General features: G+C 38.0%; 18 protein-coding genes. 10 read left to right on the plus strand and 8 right to left on the minus strand.

Annotation, left to right across the window (positions count from 1 at the left end; genetic code table 11):
* Nucleotides 1-154: 154 nt before the first annotated feature.
* Nucleotides 155-931: an SAM hydrolase/SAM-dependent halogenase family protein gene (locus ACOMC3_RS02295; RefSeq protein WP_420317909.1), complete on the plus strand. Its 777-nt coding sequence runs from the start codon at nucleotides 155-157 to the stop codon at nucleotides 929-931.
* Between the two features lie 3 nt (nucleotides 932-934).
* Nucleotides 935-1,219, plus strand: coding sequence for a putative quinol monooxygenase (locus ACOMC3_RS02300; RefSeq protein WP_420317910.1), 285 nt, complete (start codon nucleotides 935-937; stop codon nucleotides 1,217-1,219).
* On the opposite strand, the gene ACOMC3_RS02305 is transcribed toward ACOMC3_RS02300, so the two are convergent.
* From ACOMC3_RS02305 to ACOMC3_RS02320, 4 genes are all read right to left on the minus strand, one after another.
* Entirely contained in the window at nucleotides 1,216-1,515 is a 300-nt protein-coding gene (locus ACOMC3_RS02305) for a hypothetical protein (protein WP_420317911.1), read from the minus strand. The two genes, ACOMC3_RS02300 and ACOMC3_RS02305, sit on opposite strands and share 4 nt — an antisense overlap.
* A 24-nt stretch (nucleotides 1,516-1,539) precedes the next feature.
* Nucleotides 1,540-1,758 carry a hypothetical protein gene (locus tag ACOMC3_RS02310; RefSeq protein WP_420317912.1) on the minus strand — a complete coding sequence of 73 codons (219 nt, stop codon included), beginning with the start codon at nucleotides 1,756-1,758 and terminating at the stop codon, nucleotides 1,540-1,542.
* Nucleotides 1,759-1,860: 102 nt separating this feature from the next.
* Nucleotides 1,861-4,293 carry a PspC domain-containing protein gene (locus ACOMC3_RS02315; RefSeq protein ID WP_420317913.1) on the minus strand — a complete coding sequence of 811 codons (2,433 nt, stop codon included), beginning with the start codon at nucleotides 4,291-4,293 and terminating at the stop codon, nucleotides 1,861-1,863.
* Nucleotides 4,294-4,342: 49 nt separating this feature from the next.
* Complete coding sequence (locus ACOMC3_RS02320; RefSeq protein WP_420317914.1) at nucleotides 4,343-4,690, minus strand: PadR family transcriptional regulator; 348 nt, start codon at nucleotides 4,688-4,690, stop codon at nucleotides 4,343-4,345.
* A 324-nt stretch (nucleotides 4,691-5,014) separates the two neighbouring features.
* Between ACOMC3_RS02320 and ACOMC3_RS02325 the strand changes: the two genes are divergently transcribed.
* The 3 genes from ACOMC3_RS02325 to ACOMC3_RS02335 are packed head-to-tail and all read left to right on the plus strand — an operon-like array spanning nucleotide 5,015 to nucleotide 11,755.
* Nucleotides 5,015-6,109: a PorV/PorQ family protein gene (locus ACOMC3_RS02325; protein WP_420317915.1), complete on the plus strand. Its 1,095-nt coding sequence runs from the start codon at nucleotides 5,015-5,017 to the stop codon at nucleotides 6,107-6,109.
* Nucleotides 6,096-11,066: a C25 family cysteine peptidase gene (locus ACOMC3_RS02330; protein ID WP_420317916.1), complete on the plus strand. Its 4,971-nt coding sequence runs from the start codon at nucleotides 6,096-6,098 to the stop codon at nucleotides 11,064-11,066. The genes ACOMC3_RS02325 and ACOMC3_RS02330 overlap by 14 nt, the downstream gene beginning before the upstream one ends.
* Nucleotides 11,067-11,071: 5 nt before the next feature.
* Entirely contained in the window at nucleotides 11,072-11,755 is a 684-nt protein-coding gene (locus tag ACOMC3_RS02335) for a phosphatase PAP2 family protein (RefSeq protein WP_420317917.1), read from the plus strand.
* Nucleotides 11,756-11,779: 24 nt separating this feature from the next.
* On the opposite strand, the gene ACOMC3_RS02340 is transcribed toward ACOMC3_RS02335, so the two are convergent.
* From ACOMC3_RS02340 to ACOMC3_RS02350, 3 genes are read right to left on the minus strand one after another with little or no spacing between them, the layout of a single operon-like run.
* Nucleotides 11,780-12,076, minus strand: coding sequence for an SCP2 sterol-binding domain-containing protein (locus ACOMC3_RS02340; RefSeq protein WP_348282633.1), 297 nt, complete (start codon nucleotides 12,074-12,076; stop codon nucleotides 11,780-11,782).
* 3 nt (nucleotides 12,077-12,079) lie between these two features.
* Nucleotides 12,080-13,144 carry a glutaminyl-peptide cyclotransferase gene (locus ACOMC3_RS02345; protein WP_420317918.1) on the minus strand — a complete coding sequence of 355 codons (1,065 nt, stop codon included), beginning with the start codon at nucleotides 13,142-13,144 and terminating at the stop codon, nucleotides 12,080-12,082.
* 31 nt (nucleotides 13,145-13,175) lie between these two features.
* Nucleotides 13,176-14,432, minus strand: coding sequence for a cation:proton antiporter (locus ACOMC3_RS02350; protein ID WP_420317919.1), 1,257 nt, complete (start codon nucleotides 14,430-14,432; stop codon nucleotides 13,176-13,178).
* Between the two features lie 268 nt (nucleotides 14,433-14,700).
* On the opposite strand from ACOMC3_RS02350, the gene ACOMC3_RS02355 reads away from it, so the two are divergent.
* The 5 genes from ACOMC3_RS02355 to ACOMC3_RS02375 are packed head-to-tail and all read left to right on the plus strand — an operon-like array spanning nucleotide 14,701 to nucleotide 17,989.
* Complete coding sequence (locus tag ACOMC3_RS02355; protein WP_420317920.1) at nucleotides 14,701-15,225, plus strand: DinB family protein; 525 nt, start codon at nucleotides 14,701-14,703, stop codon at nucleotides 15,223-15,225.
* On the plus strand, nucleotides 15,225-15,851 hold the full coding sequence (locus ACOMC3_RS02360) for an ABC transporter ATP-binding protein (protein WP_420317921.1): 627 nt from the start codon (nucleotides 15,225-15,227) through the stop codon (nucleotides 15,849-15,851). Before ACOMC3_RS02355 ends, ACOMC3_RS02360 begins: the two co-directional genes overlap by 1 nt.
* Nucleotides 15,848-17,092, plus strand: coding sequence for an ABC transporter permease (locus ACOMC3_RS02365; protein ID WP_420317922.1), 1,245 nt, complete (start codon nucleotides 15,848-15,850; stop codon nucleotides 17,090-17,092). Before ACOMC3_RS02360 ends, ACOMC3_RS02365 begins: the two co-directional genes overlap by 4 nt.
* Nucleotides 17,093-17,094: 2 nt before the next feature.
* Nucleotides 17,095-17,532, plus strand: coding sequence for a hypothetical protein (locus ACOMC3_RS02370; protein ID WP_420317923.1), 438 nt, complete (start codon nucleotides 17,095-17,097; stop codon nucleotides 17,530-17,532).
* Nucleotides 17,533-17,584: 52 nt separating this feature from the next.
* A complete protein-coding gene (locus ACOMC3_RS02375) occupies nucleotides 17,585-17,989 on the plus strand; it encodes a hypothetical protein (protein ID WP_420317924.1) in 405 nt (134 codons plus the stop codon).
* Here ACOMC3_RS02375 and ACOMC3_RS02380 read toward each other — a convergent pair.
* Entirely contained in the window at nucleotides 17,986-18,441 is a 456-nt protein-coding gene (locus ACOMC3_RS02380; protein WP_420317925.1) for a c-type cytochrome, read from the minus strand. The two genes, ACOMC3_RS02375 and ACOMC3_RS02380, sit on opposite strands and share 4 nt — an antisense overlap.
* Nucleotide 18,442: the final 1 nt, after the last annotated feature.

The following is an 18,442-nucleotide window of genomic DNA, read 5'->3' on the forward strand; positions in this document are numbered from 1 at the left end:
GTTAAAACTTCAAAAGAAAATTCCCAATGGAATACAATACTTTGCTTGACTATTTATTATCGCTTTTTTGTGATAAACCTCAAGCTTTTTAGAACTCACTGTGTGAGTAAAATATATAGCTTTGTGACAACAAATGTAAGCTGAATTCCCTCAAATGGCGTTAATCACCTTCATGTCTGATTTTGGGACAGTTGATCACTATGTGGCAGCTGTAAAAGCTGCTATTGTTTCAGAATCAGCCAATCAGCCAATCACGGATATTACTCATGATATCCGACCGTTTGATATCTCTCATGCTGCCAACGTACTTCGAAGTGTTTACAAAGATTTTCCAGCCAAAACTGTGCACATAGTGGCAGTAGATTCAGTAAAGGAGAAATCTAAAGCATTGGCACTTGAATTGGATGGACACATTTTCGTAGGGTTTGATTCGGGTATATTCAGTTTGATAACTGACAAAAAGCCTGCAGAGATGGTGGTTTTGGAAAATGGACTATCAACATTCCCGGCAAAGGATGTACTTGCAAAAACAGCGCTACAGCTAGCTAACGGAAAGAAATTAAAGGATGTGGGTCAAAAACTTGAAGCGATTACAGAGTTATATGCCCGGCAATTGAAAGTCACAAAAAGGGAAATCGCAGGACATGTGGTTTCAGTTGATCATTATGGAAATCTGATCACCAACATCAATCGAACTGAGTTTGAAAAAATCTTAGAGATTAATGGAACAGGCGTTAAGTATGTACTTAGATTTGGTAGAGAGCAATTTGAAAAGCTGCACAATTTTTTTACTGATGTTGAGTCTGGTGATTGCTATGTCCTATTCAATTCTTCCAATCAGTTACAGATTGGAATTAATAAAGGAAATGCCTCAGCTCTTTTAGGGCTTTCTGTAGACTCACCAGTTATTATCGAATTTGTTACCAATTAAACGATGCTGATACGAATCGTCCGTATGGATTTTGAACCAGAGAAAGTCAATGATTTTCTAGCCCTTTTTGAAACAGTAAAAGAAAATATATCAACATTTCCTGGCTGCAAGCATCTGGAATTGTGTAAGGATGCCAACCTGGATCATGTGTACTATACGTTTAGTAAATGGGAGAGTGAAGGTGATCTTGAGAAATACAGGCATTCAGCACTATTTGAAGATACCTGGGCCAAAACCAAGGTTTTGTTTGGAGGGAAACCGTTGGCTTATTCGCTTCTGCCGGATTAAAGAATCCTAAAGTTGTATGCTTGATCTGAAAGAATCAAAATTGAGCTAAATAGCATTGTGATAAGGGTAGTCCATGCAATGAAACTTTGCTTGAAGTATAATTTTCGTGTTGCATTATAGACCAGTACAAATAGGAAAAGTGATACTATAATTGGAATGGTAAATGTACCGATACCCAATGCAGCACTTACCTTACCCTCATCATTTAGGTTGATGAAATTCATACCCGATGCAAGCAATCTGAAATAAAAAGGAACAAATAGGAAAGGAAACAAGTGTTGATTTGGTCTCTTCATAATTAAAATCCAAGCAAAAACTGCTTATATAATGGTGATAAAAGGACTTGCAAAGCTTACAAGCAATTGATGCCATTCTTTTGTATAACCATTGCTAAGAGTTCCCGCTGAGTTCAAAGTCATCTTCATTTGATAACCCAGCACCTCTCCCGTACTAAAGTGTGCAAATTCATGAATCAGCCACGTGAAAATAACTGCACTAAGCACCGAAAGAATATATTTTAAGTTTATTGGAGTTTTCATAATCGGGATCATTATAAACAAAAAATCCCCTGCCCGACCAAAAGCAGGGGAACCAAAACCTAAATGATAGAGCCGTTGGCTCTCGACCAGTTAGTGATTTTATTAGTCTCTTTTGATTGAACTTAATCCTTTGCTATCAGAAGAAACTCTCGCATCGCCTCGGTATCTCACTTTACTTGCACCTGAGGCATTGGCTTCAAGCTCATTATTCACATAAACTTTTGCAGTAGAAGCTCCAGAAGCAGTAATGTCAGCATCTTCTGTTATATAATTAAAAGCATCTAATTCAGATGCTCCTCTCAATTCAGCTTTCAAATCATCACCTCTGCCTACAAGGGTTAATTCAGAAGCGCCGGTTATATCTACTTCCATATAATCAACATCAATATCGGCCCAAATTTTAGAGGCCCCTTCAATGTCAAATGCCATGTCTGCTTCTGTGAAGTTTCTGATCTCACCATCACAAGCACCAGTAGCCTTGATGTATTCAAGGCTCGGCATTTCAATAAATACCCTAATCTTATCTTTATTTCTTCTGTTTTTCCACCAGTCAGTGTTTCTTCCATACCTGATTTCAAGTTCATCCCCATTTTGACTTAAATACACTTCATCTAAATCCCTATCGTCACCTTCAAGCCTTACGGAGAAGTCATCCCCTTGCATAATTTCAAAATCAAATAATGAGATGAATTTGATTTCATCAAAATCACTGAACTGATAGGCCTGACTATCAGAACCGTAATTTCTTCTTTGGTAAGAGCTTCGGTTTGAATCATCACATGTAATGCATGTTAAACCTCCCTTATCAAAAACCCACTCATTATCTCCAAGATCACGTGCATCATAATCATGGATCCAAAGGGTATTTCTTAAAATTTCCTGAAGATTATCGTCCATTTTAAAAACCTTACCATACGGCACATAAAAGATCGCCGAAACATCCTGGAACCTGAATGGAGCATCACCGAATGTGATTTCAGAATCAAAATAGATTCTGTTGCCTTCCTGAGAGACCACATAGTCAACTGCCTCTCCATTTTCTTTGGCATTTGTTCTTGAGTAGCCTCTTGCATCAAATTCCAATTCCAACAAAAATGCTGTTGTATCTTCATGACCTCTGATCTTAAGATCTACACTGTTATAATTATCCCAGTCCAGATCGTTAAGCTTAAGTTCTGTAATCCCTTCATTCACAGGATACGATCGCTCCTCCTTAAATGTGCTTTCAACACTGTAGTTTCTGATCATGGTTGGAACCGAAACAGCTAATCCAATTAACCCAAGCAACCAAAGTCCGAACATGCTCCATACAACAAATGCGTTCGTTACTTTTTTCTTAATGATGATCACTAAACCAAGCAACAAGATTGCCAGTGATGGTATCATGGATGTGAGATATGAGGATACAATTGCTATTGTGCTCATGGAACTAAAAAGTTCTCTAGCCGGGAATTCACCGAAATGAACCCAGGATTCCATTGTACCACCTACACCGAATAAGACCGCCATACAAATGGTGAAAGAGATCATAAGGACAAAGCCAAGAAATACAAGGAATACGCCTATGGCAATTCTCAAGGCCTCAACTCCAAATTTTAGTAGTGGGCCTAGAATTTCTCCCAAAGCCTTAAAAACCATGGCGATCAATCTAAATGGGAAGAGAAGAATCTTTACAAAAACATTCTCTTCACCCTCTTTTACATTGAGGCTCTTTTTCACATTTTCCTCAATGTTTGAAATAGTTACAGGTTCACCCTGCATCTGCATTTTTTCTGTTATTGACCTAGCCTCCGGGGTGATTATCCAAAGAATTAGATAAACCAAAAGGCCAGCTCCACCGAGGAAGATGGAGATCACGAACAGCACACGAATCACAACAGGATCTGTACCGAAATAGGATGCAATCCCACCAGATACTCCTCCCAGTACCCGATCGTCCGTACTTCGAAAAAGTTTTTTAACAGCCTTGTCATCTTCAAGTGATTCATTACCTGGAACAGCAATCCAAAGAATGATGTACGCTAGAAATACAAACCCACTCAACCCCCAGAAGAAGATGTTGAAAAGGAAGGCTAGCATCAGGAGTCTCATCCAAATTGGATCGATTCCAAAGTAGTTTGCAATACCTGCTGCTACTCCACCGATTACTTTTCTTTTAGAGTCTCTGTATAGTCTCTTAGTTTTCTCGTAGGTTTCTTTTTCTTTCGGTTCATCTTTCGATTGTTGTTCTTCCTTGCCTGCTTCTTTTTTAGGCTCAGGATCTACCTCAATGGACGCTTCAAAGTCTTTGGTGGTTCCCATTGTAGCGATGAGATCATTTACATCTTCGCTGGTGATAATCTGCTTACCATCATCAAGTTTTGATAAGAAAATTTCAGCTATTCTCCCTTCAATGTCCTCAATGATTTCCTTGCTGTCTTCGAAAGAGGAAAAGTATTTATTGACTGAATCGAGATAATTTTTCAGTTTGTCATATCCATCTTCTTCGATATGGAATATGATGCCGCCAATGTTGATACTTATATTCTTTTTCATTTGTATTGTCTTTATTGTCGAGTTACATGTAATTAGCCTATGGCTTCATTCATGCTTTCTTCTTTGAGTTTTTGTTAGCGATGATTTTTTTAGTTGAGTTCACCAGCTCACTCCAGGTTTGATTAAGACCACCCAGAAAATTTTTGCCTTCTTCGGTCAAAGTATAATACTTTCTCGGAGGACCAGAACTGGATTCAACCCACTTATAATCTACCAATCCAGCCTTTCTTAATCGAGTGAGAAGGGGATATAATGTACCCTCCACGACCATTATCTTGGCAGAGGTAAGTTCTTCCAGCATATCTGACGCATACACTTCCCCTCTGGCAATAATATGCAGGATGCAAAATTCCAGTATCCCCTTCCTCATTTGAACTTGTGTGTTTTCAATATTCATTAGTCATTTATTTATCGAGAAGCCTATGAATTTTTTGATACTAGATCATGCCATTTACATAGTCTTTTTATTCTCATCTTTTGTTACAACTTTATTTCAATTTGGATAGGTTTCGGTCTTGTATACGGAAAGGTACTATGTATGGCCAAGTACTTTGTAAAAAAATATCAAATCGGACAAAAAAACTTTAATTGATTATATAAAAACTTTAAAAAGTTATATAAAAAGTCATTTTCTCACTTTGTCGTATGAATGTCATTATTCAACGAATCATCGTTATACCAATCCATACGCTATCACTAAATTGCCGATGACTTTTCTTATATGAGGTATCTACTGGTTGGAATATTGTGTTTATGCCTGAGGCAGATTTTACTTGCTCAAGGCGATGTGAGTGCTAAGGATAATACTCCTAAGTATAGCAATGAATACATGAATATTGGGGTGAGTGCCCGAGCCTTTGCAATGGGATTTACGGGAGTTTCGTTTATCGACGATGTTACTGCTGGTTATTGGAATCCTGCGGGATTAAACAATCTATCATCTGATCATCAATTGTCGCTTATGCATTCATCATATTTTGGAGGCCTTGCCAACTATGATTACGCAGCTTTTGCTACGTCAATAGATGATCAAAGTAAAATCGCCCTGTCCATTATAAGGTTTGCTGTTGACGATATCCCTGACACTCGCTTTTTAGTGGATGTCAATGGATCAATAAACTACGATAATATCCAATTTTTCTCCTCTGCAGACTATGGATTCTTAGCTTCATATGCTAGAAAACTGCCTATTTTGGGTGGATTAGATTTTGGTGGAAATGTCAAAATAATACATCGGACAGTAGGGAGTTTTTCAAAAGCATGGGGTTTTGGACTTGATTTTGGTGCGCAAAAACAAATAAATAGATGGAATGTAGGGGTGGTTGTTAGAGATGTATTTGGAACATTTAATGCATGGTCGCACACCACATCAGAAGTTGAAGAAACTTATGCCTTAACCGGAAACGAGGTACCTGTCAATTCAGTCGAGGTAACTTTGCCCCGAATGATTTTAGGGGCTTCAAGATCTATGCAACTGGCCAATAATTTTGGTTTATTGGCTTCCGTGGATGTTGATCTCACATTTGATGGTAAACGTAATACATTGGTAAGCTCTGATCTGATGTCTCTGGATCCAAAGTTTGGAATCGAAGCAGATTATAAAGAGATGGCTTTTTTACGTTTTGGGGTTAATCAGTTCCAAAAAATAAAAGATTTTAATGGTTCTACTTCATGGACATTTCAACCCAATATGGGTTTGGGAATACAGTTTAAAGATTTGGCAATAGACTATGCACTTACAGATATTGGAAACCTCGCCCCAGGTCTTTTTTCACATGTTTTTTCTATAAAAGTAAATTTCAATGTGGAAGAATAGTATCATACTCCTTTTATTTCTGTCTACACTTGGCAGTTTTGCTCAGGTTGGGAATGAATGGATTGATTTCTCTCAATCCTATTATAAGATCAAAATTGGAGAGGACGGATTCTATAGAATCACCGCAACTGAATTAGAATCTATTGGCTTTCCAATATCAACAGTTCCTGCAGACAGGGTGCAGCTATTCAGGAGAGGAAATGAAGTTGCCATCAATATGAATGTAAATGGTGACGGCACCTTAAATTATTTTGAGTTTTACGGACTTAAGAATGATGGAACATCAGATTCCGACCTTTATGATTCCGGAGATCAACCACATACGCTATATAATCTGTTTTCTGATACGGCAAGCTATTTTCTAACCTATAAGTTGGGTAATGAAAATGGTAAAAGAATGGTGTTTTCTACTGATAAAAATACCACAGGCCTTACACCTGAAGCCTTCCATATTGAAGACACGACTCAATTATTCACTAATAGCTATTCTTCTGGGTTTCGATTTGGTAGTGGTGCTGCTTTTAGTTTAAGTAAATATGACAATGGAGAGGGATGGACAGGATCATTTCAATCCAAGAATGCATCTAAGGATTTTAACTTTTTATTTGAGAATTATGATGTAAGTGGTGTAGATCCAATCATTGAAATGGTTTTGATTGGTGGCAATAGCCAAAGTCACAATGTTTCTATTCTTGTGGGCCCTGATGTAGGGTCTTTGCAATCTGTGGCCAATGTAGCATTTACGGGATGGGGAAAACAAACATTTATTGCTACACTTAATAGCTCTCATATTGGAGCAGGAGGTGAAGTTGTAGTGCGTGTTACTGCTGAGGGATTTCCAGAATCAGCAGAACGTATTGCGGTTTCCTATGTTAGACTTTACTACCCTCAATCCATTGAAATGGGTAATAATGAAGAGAAGATCTTTACAATCAATAATCCATCGAATGCTAAATCCTGGCTACAAATTGGAACAACAGAAGCAGCAGGTACCAGTGTATTTGACATCACAGATTTTTACAACGTAAAAAGGCTGGCAACCACTAATTTCTCAGACCGAGTGGAGGTAGTTGTGCCAGATGTCAATGACGGCCAAAAAATTATAGCAATTACAAATCCATTATCGGTGGGTTCCATTGAAGCAATATCGCTACCTCAATACGACTTTTCCAGCACGGATTACTTAATAGTTACACATGACCAATTACGTAATTCAGGTGATCCTGTGACAGATTATAAGAATTATAGAGAATCGGTAGTAGGGGGTAGTCATTCGATTTTGATCGGAAATATTAATGATATTTATAATATTTATAATTATGGAGACCCCTCTCCAATTGCCATAAAGAACTTCATTATAGATGCGAACAATCAAAACAACATAGAGAATGTACTTCTTATCGGCAAAGGGTTTACCCCAAACTTTAATTATTACAGGGGGGATCAATCGTCTGTAAATGTTCCGACTTTTGGTTTGCCTGGTAGCGACTTACTGTACACTTTAGGTATTGACACTGACCCCAATCTTCCTGGAATTGCCATTGGTAGGCTCAATGCTACTAGCCCGGCGGATATTACGGCCTATTTGGGTAAGGTTATTGAAATGGAAGCACTCCCTTACAATGATCTTTTTAGAAAAGATTTTTTACAACTCAGTGGAGGAATCTCTAAGTCCGAAATAGATTCTTTTATTGAGATCGTTCAAGGGTTTACTGATATTCTGGAGCAAGACTTTGTTGGTGGAAGAGCTTTCAATACAGGTAAGGAAACGAGTGAAGCAGTAGAATATGTAGATGTAACTGACCGAGTCAATAAGGGTGTCGGATATATAACATTCTTTGGTCATTCAAGCGGAACGGTTACAGACATTGAAATTGGTAGAGTCGGGGATCCTGCATTTGGGTTTTCAAACAAAGGGAAATATCCTGTATTTCTTGTCAATGGATGTCAGGCAGGAGAAATTTTTGGCAATAATTTCACATTTGGTGAAGATTGGATGCTGACACCAGACCTTGGAGCCATTGGATTTATGGCACATTCAAGTGTAGCTATTTCAACGACTTTAAAGCGATGGTCTGATTTATTCTACGGAATAGGATTTGGAGATGATCAGTTCATTGGTGAATCAATTGGCAATATAATAGTGGAGGTATCCAGGCAATACCTGAATTTATATGGTGAGAGTAATTTAAACCTGACTCAGATTCAGCAAATGACGCTACAGGGCGATCCAGCATACCGCCTATTTGGTGCTGATTTTCCTGATTATAACGTAGACACTAATTCAATTTTAGCATCTGGAATTGATACGGAAGAGATTTTGGCATCTCAGGATTCTTTTAAAATTGATGTGGTTGTCAAAAATTTTGGACGTACTGTCCTTGATTCACTCATTGTTCAAATAAACCGCACGCTACCAGACGGTCAGCAAGAGGTATATGTTGAAGAATTTGAAAGGCCATTGAGACAAGACACCTTAACGATCTTTATATATAATGATCCGCTTAAAAATAATGATGGATCAAATCTGATAACCGTGATTCTAGATCCGGAAAATCAAATTGAGGAATTAAACGAATCGAATAATTCAGCCACACTTGAATTAACTATTTTTAGGGGCAATACTGTTAATCTTTACCCATTGGATAATGGTGTTACATCCAATAATGAAGTCACTTTCAAATGGCAATCCAGCAACCTCCTTGAGGATAATAGAGGATATGAATTGGAGATAGACACGCAATCAGATTTTAATGGACCCAATAATAGAAAAGTCACTATAGAGGGAGAGGTGTTACTCAATCATGTGTTTGATTTTTCTTCATTTTCATTACCAGACTCTTCTACCATTTACTGGCGAACAAGGTACGCGAATCCTACGCCTGATGAGACCAATGAATGGGTAGAATCATCTTTCACTTTAGTAAATGGCATTGAGGAAGGATGGGGCCAATACACAGATGATCAAATCAATACGCAAATAATAAGAGGCATCCAATACAATGATGTGGCGAATAGATGGGAGTTTACCGAGAACACCACTTCAATAGATATTTTCACCTATGGGGCGAATAATACAACCTTCACTTATAACGACTTGCAGGCAATTGTCGGTGGAGTAGATTTTTTCGTGACTTCTAGTGATATTGATCCATTTTGTGAAGTCAATACATTCAATGCAATCGCTTTTGATAAGGAGAGCTCAGACCCTTATCGTCCAATTGAGACTACACAAATTGATGTGTTTAACCGTGAGGTGTGTGGCAGGGCTCCTCAAAGAATCTATCAATTCAGGGAGGAGGATATGATCGGGACAGAAAGAAGATTGCAAGTTTTAGTCGATAACATGAGAGATGGGGATATGATCGTCCTGTTCAATATTGGAAACGTCGACTATTCTAATTGGGATAGTGAAGTTATTGGTACATTGAATTCTTTGGGTGTAGGTTCTGCTACTATTAGCTCATTGTCTGATGGACAGCCTGTCATCATTTTGGGAAGAAAAGGAGATCCACCTGGATCTGCCATTGCAATAATTGACGATGGCTCTGGTAATCCAAAACCAGAACAAAGTCTGGAATATCAAGATGAGGTAGTCGGAAAATTTGTAAGCGGAGAAATAAAATCCAAAAGGATAGGTCCTGCAAAAAACTGGAATTCTTTCTCATATAATATCAATGAAGAGGTCAATGACAATGTACAAGTAGATGTATTTGGAGTTGATCCAGAAGGAAATTTGACCACTTTAGAATCGAGGGCCAGAGCTGAGACCATCGATATTGCATCTGTAGATGCTGTAGTTTATCCTCAATTGGAATTATCATTTTCTTTTGATGATGAAACTGACCAAACTCCAGCACAACTAAATTTTTGGGAGATAAATTATGATTATCCTCCGGAAGGGATTTTACTACCGGCAGATAAGAATGTTTCTACAATACAGGAGGGAGAGGAAATCACCAAAGATTTTTATTTCTATAATCCAAGTAATTCAGCATTCACTGACTCATTGAGCGTGATGGCGTCCTTATTAAATCAGAATTCTGGAGAGGTTGTGCAGACTAGTTTTAGAATCGCTCCTGCTGCTGCAGATGATACCACCGTTTTCAGTACTTCTTTTGTTTCTTTTGATAGAGGAGGTTTCAATAGTTTGATTGTTGAGGTTGATCCATCTGAAAACGAAGCGTACTCTTCCAATAATCGATTAACAATGGTAAATACCATTGAAGTTGTAGAGGATGAAACCAATCCTGTACTGGACGTGACTTTTGATGGATATCATATTCTTAATGGGGATGTAGTTTCACCTAATCCAAGAATAGTGATAAAAATGAGGGATGATAATCCCTTCATTTCTAAGTCTGACACTTCAGGAATAAATATATCATTGAAACTTCCGGGGGAGGAATCGCAATTTCAACGAATCAATTTTTCAGATCCAAGATTGACCTATTCACTGGCAAGTGAAAATCAAGATTTCCAGATAGAATTCAATCCTGGTCCACTAAATGATGGTTTGCATGCCATTCAAGTTCAGGCTGAAGACGAAGCAGGCAATCAGATTGGAAAAGACCCTTACGAGGTGTCATTCGAAGTGATTAATGAATCGACAATAACTCACTTTTACCCGTATCCTAATCCATTCTCTACAAGTTGCAGATTTGTTTTTACATTAACGGGAACTGTAATTCCAGACGAAATAAAAATTCAAATTTTGACTGTTTCCGGGCGTGTTGTCAGAGAGATTACTCAAGATGAAATAGGACCTTTAAGAGTTGGTAACAATATCACCAGTTATGCATGGGATGGTAGAGATGAATACGGCGACCAATTAGCCAACGGTGTTTATTTTTATAAGGTCTTGGTTAATGCTGGAGGTAATTCTATTCAAAGGAGGGCTACTAGTGCAGATAAAGCCTTTAAAAATGGATTTGGTAAACTGTATATCTTGCGTTAATCTTAATGATTAACCATCTAAGAAATACACGCTCATTTTTCTACCCTTACTTCATTCTTCTTGGTATTGGGGTCATCTTTTATTTCTACCAGGAGCATGGAGATTTTGTTCTTTGGTTAAACGGACTACACAATCCAGTTTGGAACATCTTTTTTAAATACTGGACATTCACTGGGAATGGATTTTTCTTTGCACTTTTTGCAATATTTCTAATTGTTATAAACAAACGCTATGGATTTGTTTTGGCAATGTCTGGAATCACCATTGGTGGTGTTTCCTATTTATTTAAGCAGGTATTGTTCAATTCGGCTCCACGACCAAAAATCTATTTTCAAGATCACAAAATACTCGACTTTATTGATGGTGTGGACATTTTAAGTACTCATTCTTTTCCATCTGGTCATGCGATGGCCGCTTTCGGGATAGCAACTTTGCTAGCCTTCATGTTGAAGAGTAACAACTATTCAATGCTTTTGATATTAGGAGCTACTTTGACTGCTATTTCTAGAGTTTATCTAGCGCAGCATTTTTTAATTGATATAATGGCGGGCTCTCTGCTAGGCGTAATTATTTCTACAGGCTTTTACATAGGATTTGAAAAATACCTGAATCATGAGCAAATAGGTAGTTTGAATACGCCCGACGAGGATCTGGCAGAAATGAATCTCGATGATGAAGATATGAAATAGCCTCCTTTTAAGAGGCTAAAAGCTTTAAAAAAGAGCTGTGAGTTTCATTGCCGCACCTTTATCGCCTTCAATTTTCAATTTCCCTGACATAAACGCCATCATAACATTTAAATCACCAGTCAATATTTTGTTGAAGTTATCTGCCGACATTTTGATTGCAAAAGGAGCTTCTCTTTCTTCATTCACTACTAGAGTAGGAGAAACCGTATCATCGAGATGAACCACCCCTTCATCAAATTTGAAATTAGCCTTACCTTGAAATTGCCCACTATGCTTGTCTGCAAGCTTTTTTATTTTACCTGTTATTTCTTCTAACGTCATTACTTAAATTGATTTTGGTTGAAAAGTTACTTCGAATAGTTTAGGCCACCATTTACCAGTGATATAAATTTTACCCGTGTCTGCATCATATGCGATTCCATTCAATACATCAGCACTGCTTGCTTCCTCATCTGTTAGCAGACCAGAGCAATCAATTCTTTTAACAACCTCACCAGTTTCCGGATCAATGGCTACAATGAAATCTTCTTGGTATACATTGGCATAAATGAGCCCATCAATGATTTCAAGCTCATTAAGAGAATCTATTTTTCCATTATTATCGTAAGCTTCGATTTCTCGTTGTATCGTAAAGCTTTGAGGCTCGATAAAGAATATTTTTTCAGTTTCATCGGTAAGAATCAACTCATTTTCTAATGTCGTCAACCCCCAGCCTTGAACCTGATAATTAAAGGTTCTTACCTGCTCCATGTTCAAATTATAAACAAAGCCTACCCCGGCCGTCCAGGTTAATTGATAAAATTCATCATTGATTATAGCAAGCCCTTCACCAAAATAGTCGGATGAGAGATTAACAACATTCAATGTTTCTCCTGTCGTTAATTCTTTCTTTTTAAATGTTGATTCACCCTTTTGCCCTGTGCTCTCATAAAGGATCCCATCTTTAATCAACAATCCTTGAGTATAATCATCTGTGTCATGTGGATAGGTATTTTCAATGGTATAAGTCAGTTCTTCTGGAGCATTTTCAGGTAATACGATCACCTTTCGATAATGTGTTTCCGAGGCTTGACCATTATATGCTTTTATGAGTAATCTCCAAGTTCCAACTTTCTGACTTGGAACTTCAACCATAAATTCAGGTTGGTAGAATTTTTTTACCAGATCTCCAATTGTGATTTCAACGGAATCAATTGGGAAATCATCATTTGAGGATATTGAGACATTAATCACATCTCCTCTTGTAAATGTCTGATTTTGAGTAGGGAGCTCAATACTCGTATTTTTTCTAATTCGCGGTGAAGATGGCTTTTCCGTATCTTCCTTTCCCTCCTTACAACTTGCAAATAGAATCAATGATGCAAGTATCACATAGCTAAGTCTGATCATGACTTAAAATTAGCAAGAACCCATTAGATGTCTAGGAATTTGTGCTTGGCTTTCCTCCAGCAGATCGCATCAATGTAGGAACGGTTAGTCCTTGATAAAGCACTGAACAAACAACCACAATGTAAGTCATTGTTACAATTACGTCTTTCCCGTGGAATTCTGTAAGTGAGAGTGAAAGTGCGATGGGTAGACCCCCTCGTAGGGCACCCCATGTGAGTACTGAAATGGTATTGGGTGCAAAGTGATTTTTTACCGACATCATTTTGATAGGTATAAATACACTGGTCCATCTCCCAAACAATACGATACATATTGCAAAGAATCCGGCAGCAATAAAGTCCAATCTGAGATCCAATACGAGCATTTCAAGGCCTATAAGCACAAAAAGCATGGCGCTAAATGTTTCTTCCAGTAATTTCCAAAACTTAAAAACATAATCACCTACAGCACTTGCGACGTGCGTACTTTTTCCTTCATTTCCTAGGACTAGACCCATGACGACAGCTGCCTGCTTCGCAGAGACGTGAATAAAGTCGGCTAATTGAGATCCTACAAGGACTAAGGCTAGCGTAATTAGTACCTCGACTTCCACAGCATCATTATCCACATATTTTAGAAGTCTATAGCCAATATAGCCTAGTAATAAACCAATAAAAATACCACCTCCAACATCAGCAATGACAATATAAGTTGTCTCAAAAAAGGATAATGCATGATCTTCACCCGCGTGAGCAATATCCAACAATGTAAGCGCTAACACTACCGCAATTCCATCATTAAATAATGACTCACCAGCAATCTTAATTTCTAATTCTTTCGAGAGATTAAATCTTTTAATGGTTTTGGTAACCGCAATAGGGTCTGTTGGGGAGATCAGTGCTCCGAAAACAAGGCAATACAAATAATCCAGGTGGATATTCATCGCATCAAGCATGAAATAAACGCCTGATCCAATGACTAAGGTTGAAATAAGTACACCAACGATCGCCAGGACAAGAACAGAGCCCCTTTGGCTACTTAATTTTCTAAAATCTATGTTTAGTGCTCCTGAAAAGAGCATAAAACTCAAAACGATTTGATAGAGTACTTCTTCAAATTCGTACTCTTTGACATGTTCTGCCAGATGTAGTTCTGGAAAAACATTCCCAATGATTAATACAAAAAACGATAGAACCAATGCCATAATCATCAATCCAATAGATGATGGCAGCTTCAGGTAGAAGGTGTTTATGAAAATAAACGCTCCCGAAAGGAAGATAAACAAGGCGATTATGTCGAGAATACTCACTTCCGTGTAATTTAAAGGTGATTCAACGCAATATTAATTTTTAAAACTAACAGTACGAACAATAATACAAGCGTTTGAGAGCAGATTTTTAGTATTTGCACCTTGCATGAATAAATCATGTATTGATTAAATACTTTATAATTTGGTACATCTTTTAGTACCAGCCCTGTCATTTAGGGCTTATTTTGGTGGGTTATACCTTATAAAAGGCTGATTTACAGGAACGAAGATAACTTTTTTTATATTTTTTAGCAAAAAATGAATATTGGTGAAAGAAGTAATAAAAAATAAGCTGCAAAGGTTAAACTCAGATACTGATAAAATTTATCAGTTAATCGATGATATACCACAAGATAAATTGCTTGATGGGAGTTATGGGTGGAGTATCATTCAGGTCCTGTCTCACTTAAATGATGCAGAATCGGCTTCATTAAAATATATGCAGAAGAAAATGCAAGCAGGAGATAAGATGAAGTCATCAGGAGCTGGAAATTCATTGCGTATGTGGCTCACAAATCAGGCATTAAAAAGCTCTTTGAAATGGAAAGCACCTTCATATATCTCGAATCCACCATCATATCCTCTGGAAGAAATGAAATCAAAATGGATGGAAACCAGAAAAGCCATTGAAGAGTTTGTAAATGAGTATCCGGATGAATGGATCAATAAATTGGTTTATAAACACCCGATGGGAGGAAGACAAAATTTAGATCGTGCAGTTGAATCATTCATTTACCATCAAATTCATCACATGCATCAGATCAATCGAATCAAAAAGCAATTAGGACTTTAATGCTAGAAATCAAAGGACTTAATCATACCTATGATGGAAGTGCCCTGATAAACTATCCTGATTGGATTGTTGAAGAAGGGAATCACGCCATTATTTTGGGGTATTCCGGTTGTGGAAAAACCACTCTTTTACATTTGATTGGTGGATTGATGCCACCAAAAGAAGGACTTCTAAAAGTAGCGGGTGAAGATTTGTCCAAGAGATCAAATGCCAGTCTGGATCAGTTCAGAGGTGAAAATATTGGGATCGTTTTCCAAAAACCTCATTTGGTGAGATCGCTTACGGTGAAAGAAAATTTGACTTTAGCTCAGTATTTAGGGATTAAAAAAACGAATAGTAATCAAGTGAATCAAGTTCTCGAAAAGCTTGGGATTAGTGAGCTCGCTAATAGAAAAATCCATCAAATAAGTCAAGGCCAGGCACAGCGAGTGGCAATAGGGAGAGCGGTAATTAATCATCCGAAACTTTTATTAGCAGATGAACCAACTGCAAGTCTGGATGATGAAAACTGCGAGAAGGTGATTAATCTTTTAAAGTCACAGGCAGAAGAGACTGGCGCAACGTTGATTGTTGCAACGCATGATCATCGAGTAAAAAGTGAATTTAAAAATCAGCTAGTGCTATGAATTTATTTTCACTAAGTGTAAAGAATGTAATTGCAAAACCTCTCAGTTCAATTCTAAGTGTGCTTCTTTTTGGATTTGGAGTAGCGATAATTGTTTCCATTTTGCTTACTAGTTCATTCCTTAAAAATGAAATTAATAAAAATGCACAAGGAATTGATTTAGTAGTTGGCGCCAAGGGGAGTCCACTTCAAATCATTCTGGCTAGTATTTTTCACATTGATTACCCAACAGGCAATATCTCATTGCGGGATGCAAATAACCTGACGAGAAACCGGCTGGTGGCTTCTGCAGTGCCACTTTCATTAGGTGATAGTTATCTAGGGTATAGGATTGTTGGGACCACAAAGGCATACGCTGAGTTGTATGACGCGTCTATAGAAAAAGGGGAATGGTTTGGTGAAGGAATGACCGCTACAGTTGGTGCATCGATAGCCAAGAATTTGGGTATTCAAATGGGAGATAAACTGGCGAGTGCTCATGGGTTGGCAGAAGGCGCTGGAGGTCATGAAGAACATCCGTTTACCGTCGTTGGAATTATGGAATCAACGGGATCGGTCCTTGATCAGCTGATTTTGGTTTCTATGCAAAGCGTGTGGGAGGTACATGGGGACCATGAAGAACATGATCATGAGGAAGGCAGTGACCATCATGAAATCATTTCTTTGGAACGAATAGGAGTAGAGGTGACGAAGGAACAACTTGAAAATGAAGACATTACTTCATTACTTATAAAATACCGATCTCCAATGGCAGCTGTACAGCTCCCACGAATCGTTAATGGGACCAGTAATCTTCAAGCTGCCTCTCCACCATATGAAACGGCACGACTATTCAATATTATTGGCGTTGGCGTAGATGTTGTGAATGTCTTAGGCCTTGTGATTATTATTTTAAGTGCGACAAGTGTTTTTATTGCATTGATCAATTCTCTTAAAGAGCGCAAGTATGAGCTGGCCATTATGCGATCCATGGGAGCCAGCCAAATGAAAGTTTTTGTACTGATTCTAATGGAGGGGATTACATTAACGTTAATTGGAAGTGCTTTTGGTTTTGGTTTAGCACACCTTGGTTTTATTGTTCTTGCCAATTCGATGGAACAAATTCAAGCAGGTGGAATGTTTTTTGTAGCTGAGGAATATAAAGTCATGTTAGGAAGTTTAACAGTTGGTATTTTTGCCTCGATCATTCCGGCATTTCTTGCGTATAAATCTGATATTTCGGAAACGCTCTCAAAAGCTTAATTATGAAACAAATATTTTTTACAATAGCTCTACTTTTTGTTTTCGTTCTCAACGCCCAGTTTACTGATTCTGGTAAAAATTGGGAGACTATGGCGGACGTTAAATATGAGAAGTCTCAGGATGAGTACGGCGAGATTTATGTGCCCAAGTTTGGTGAGGATGTTAAAAAAATGAATGGAAGAATGGTCTCTTTAAAGGGCTTTATCATTCCATTTGAAGGCATGTTTGAGCCGGATCATATCATCATTTCTTCACTTCCGATTGCAGCTTGTTTTTTTTGTGGAGGTAGTGGGCCAGAAACGGTCGCTGAAGCCTACCTCAAAGAGGAAGTAAAATACACAGCAAAGCCTGTAACGGTAACCGGCCGATTAGAACTGAATGATACTGATTATGATCAGCTCATGTACATTCTGAAAGACGCAGAAGTTAAAATCGATTAATGTCAAATCATCCTGCTTCAAGAAATGATACTTGGATATATATAATTTAACTATGAAGAACCTGTTTATTCTTACTTCACTATTAATTCTTATTTCATGTAATTCATCCAACAGCAAAGAGGAAATTTCGTCTTTAAAGGATGAGGTAATGTCAATACATGATGAGGTAATGCCCAAAATTGGTGACCTAAGACGAGCAAGAAAAGATTTATTACTTCAGGCAGATTCGCTGATGGAATCAAATCCAGATCGTGCGGCTATGCTCACAACTGTGGCCGATGATATAGCCGATGCTAGTGAAGGCATGATGCAATGGATGAGAGCTTATGAGCCAGATTTCGAAGGGTCTGAGGAAGAAATCCGGCAATATTTTAAAGATCAGAAAAAGGCCATTCAGGAAGTAAAGGAACGAATGAATAGCTCATTAGCTAAAGGGAAAGAGGTTTTAGGGAGTTAATAACCCTCACATTCATCTATCCATTTATCTACATCTTTTACACCGACTAAACCAATCTCATTGCCCCAGGCATTACCAATAAAGGTGAGTACCTCAGCTACTTCCAGGTTAGTAATTGGGTTTCCTGGCATCATTTGATTGTAGGTTACCCCGTTTACAACAATCTCTTTGCTTTGGCCATTTTTAATGATGCAGGCAGCACGTGGTAAATTTTCCAACAGATAATCCGAACCTGCCAATGGCGGATATAAAGAGGCAAGCCCTTTTCCATCTTGTTGATGACAATTGGCGCAATAAGCAGTATAAACTTTAGCACCTTGAACCTGATACTGCTTAAGACGGATTTCATCCCTGGAAGAAATCTTTTTCTCCTCTTCTTTTTGTTCAGACGAACCTGAACCACATGATGCAAGTAGGAAAATAGTCAGTATGGATATAAATAGATTTTTCATA

It is taken from the genome of Ekhidna sp., from assembly GCF_965212185.1.
Taxonomy (GTDB): Bacteria; Bacteroidota; Bacteroidia; order Cytophagales; family Cyclobacteriaceae; genus Ekhidna.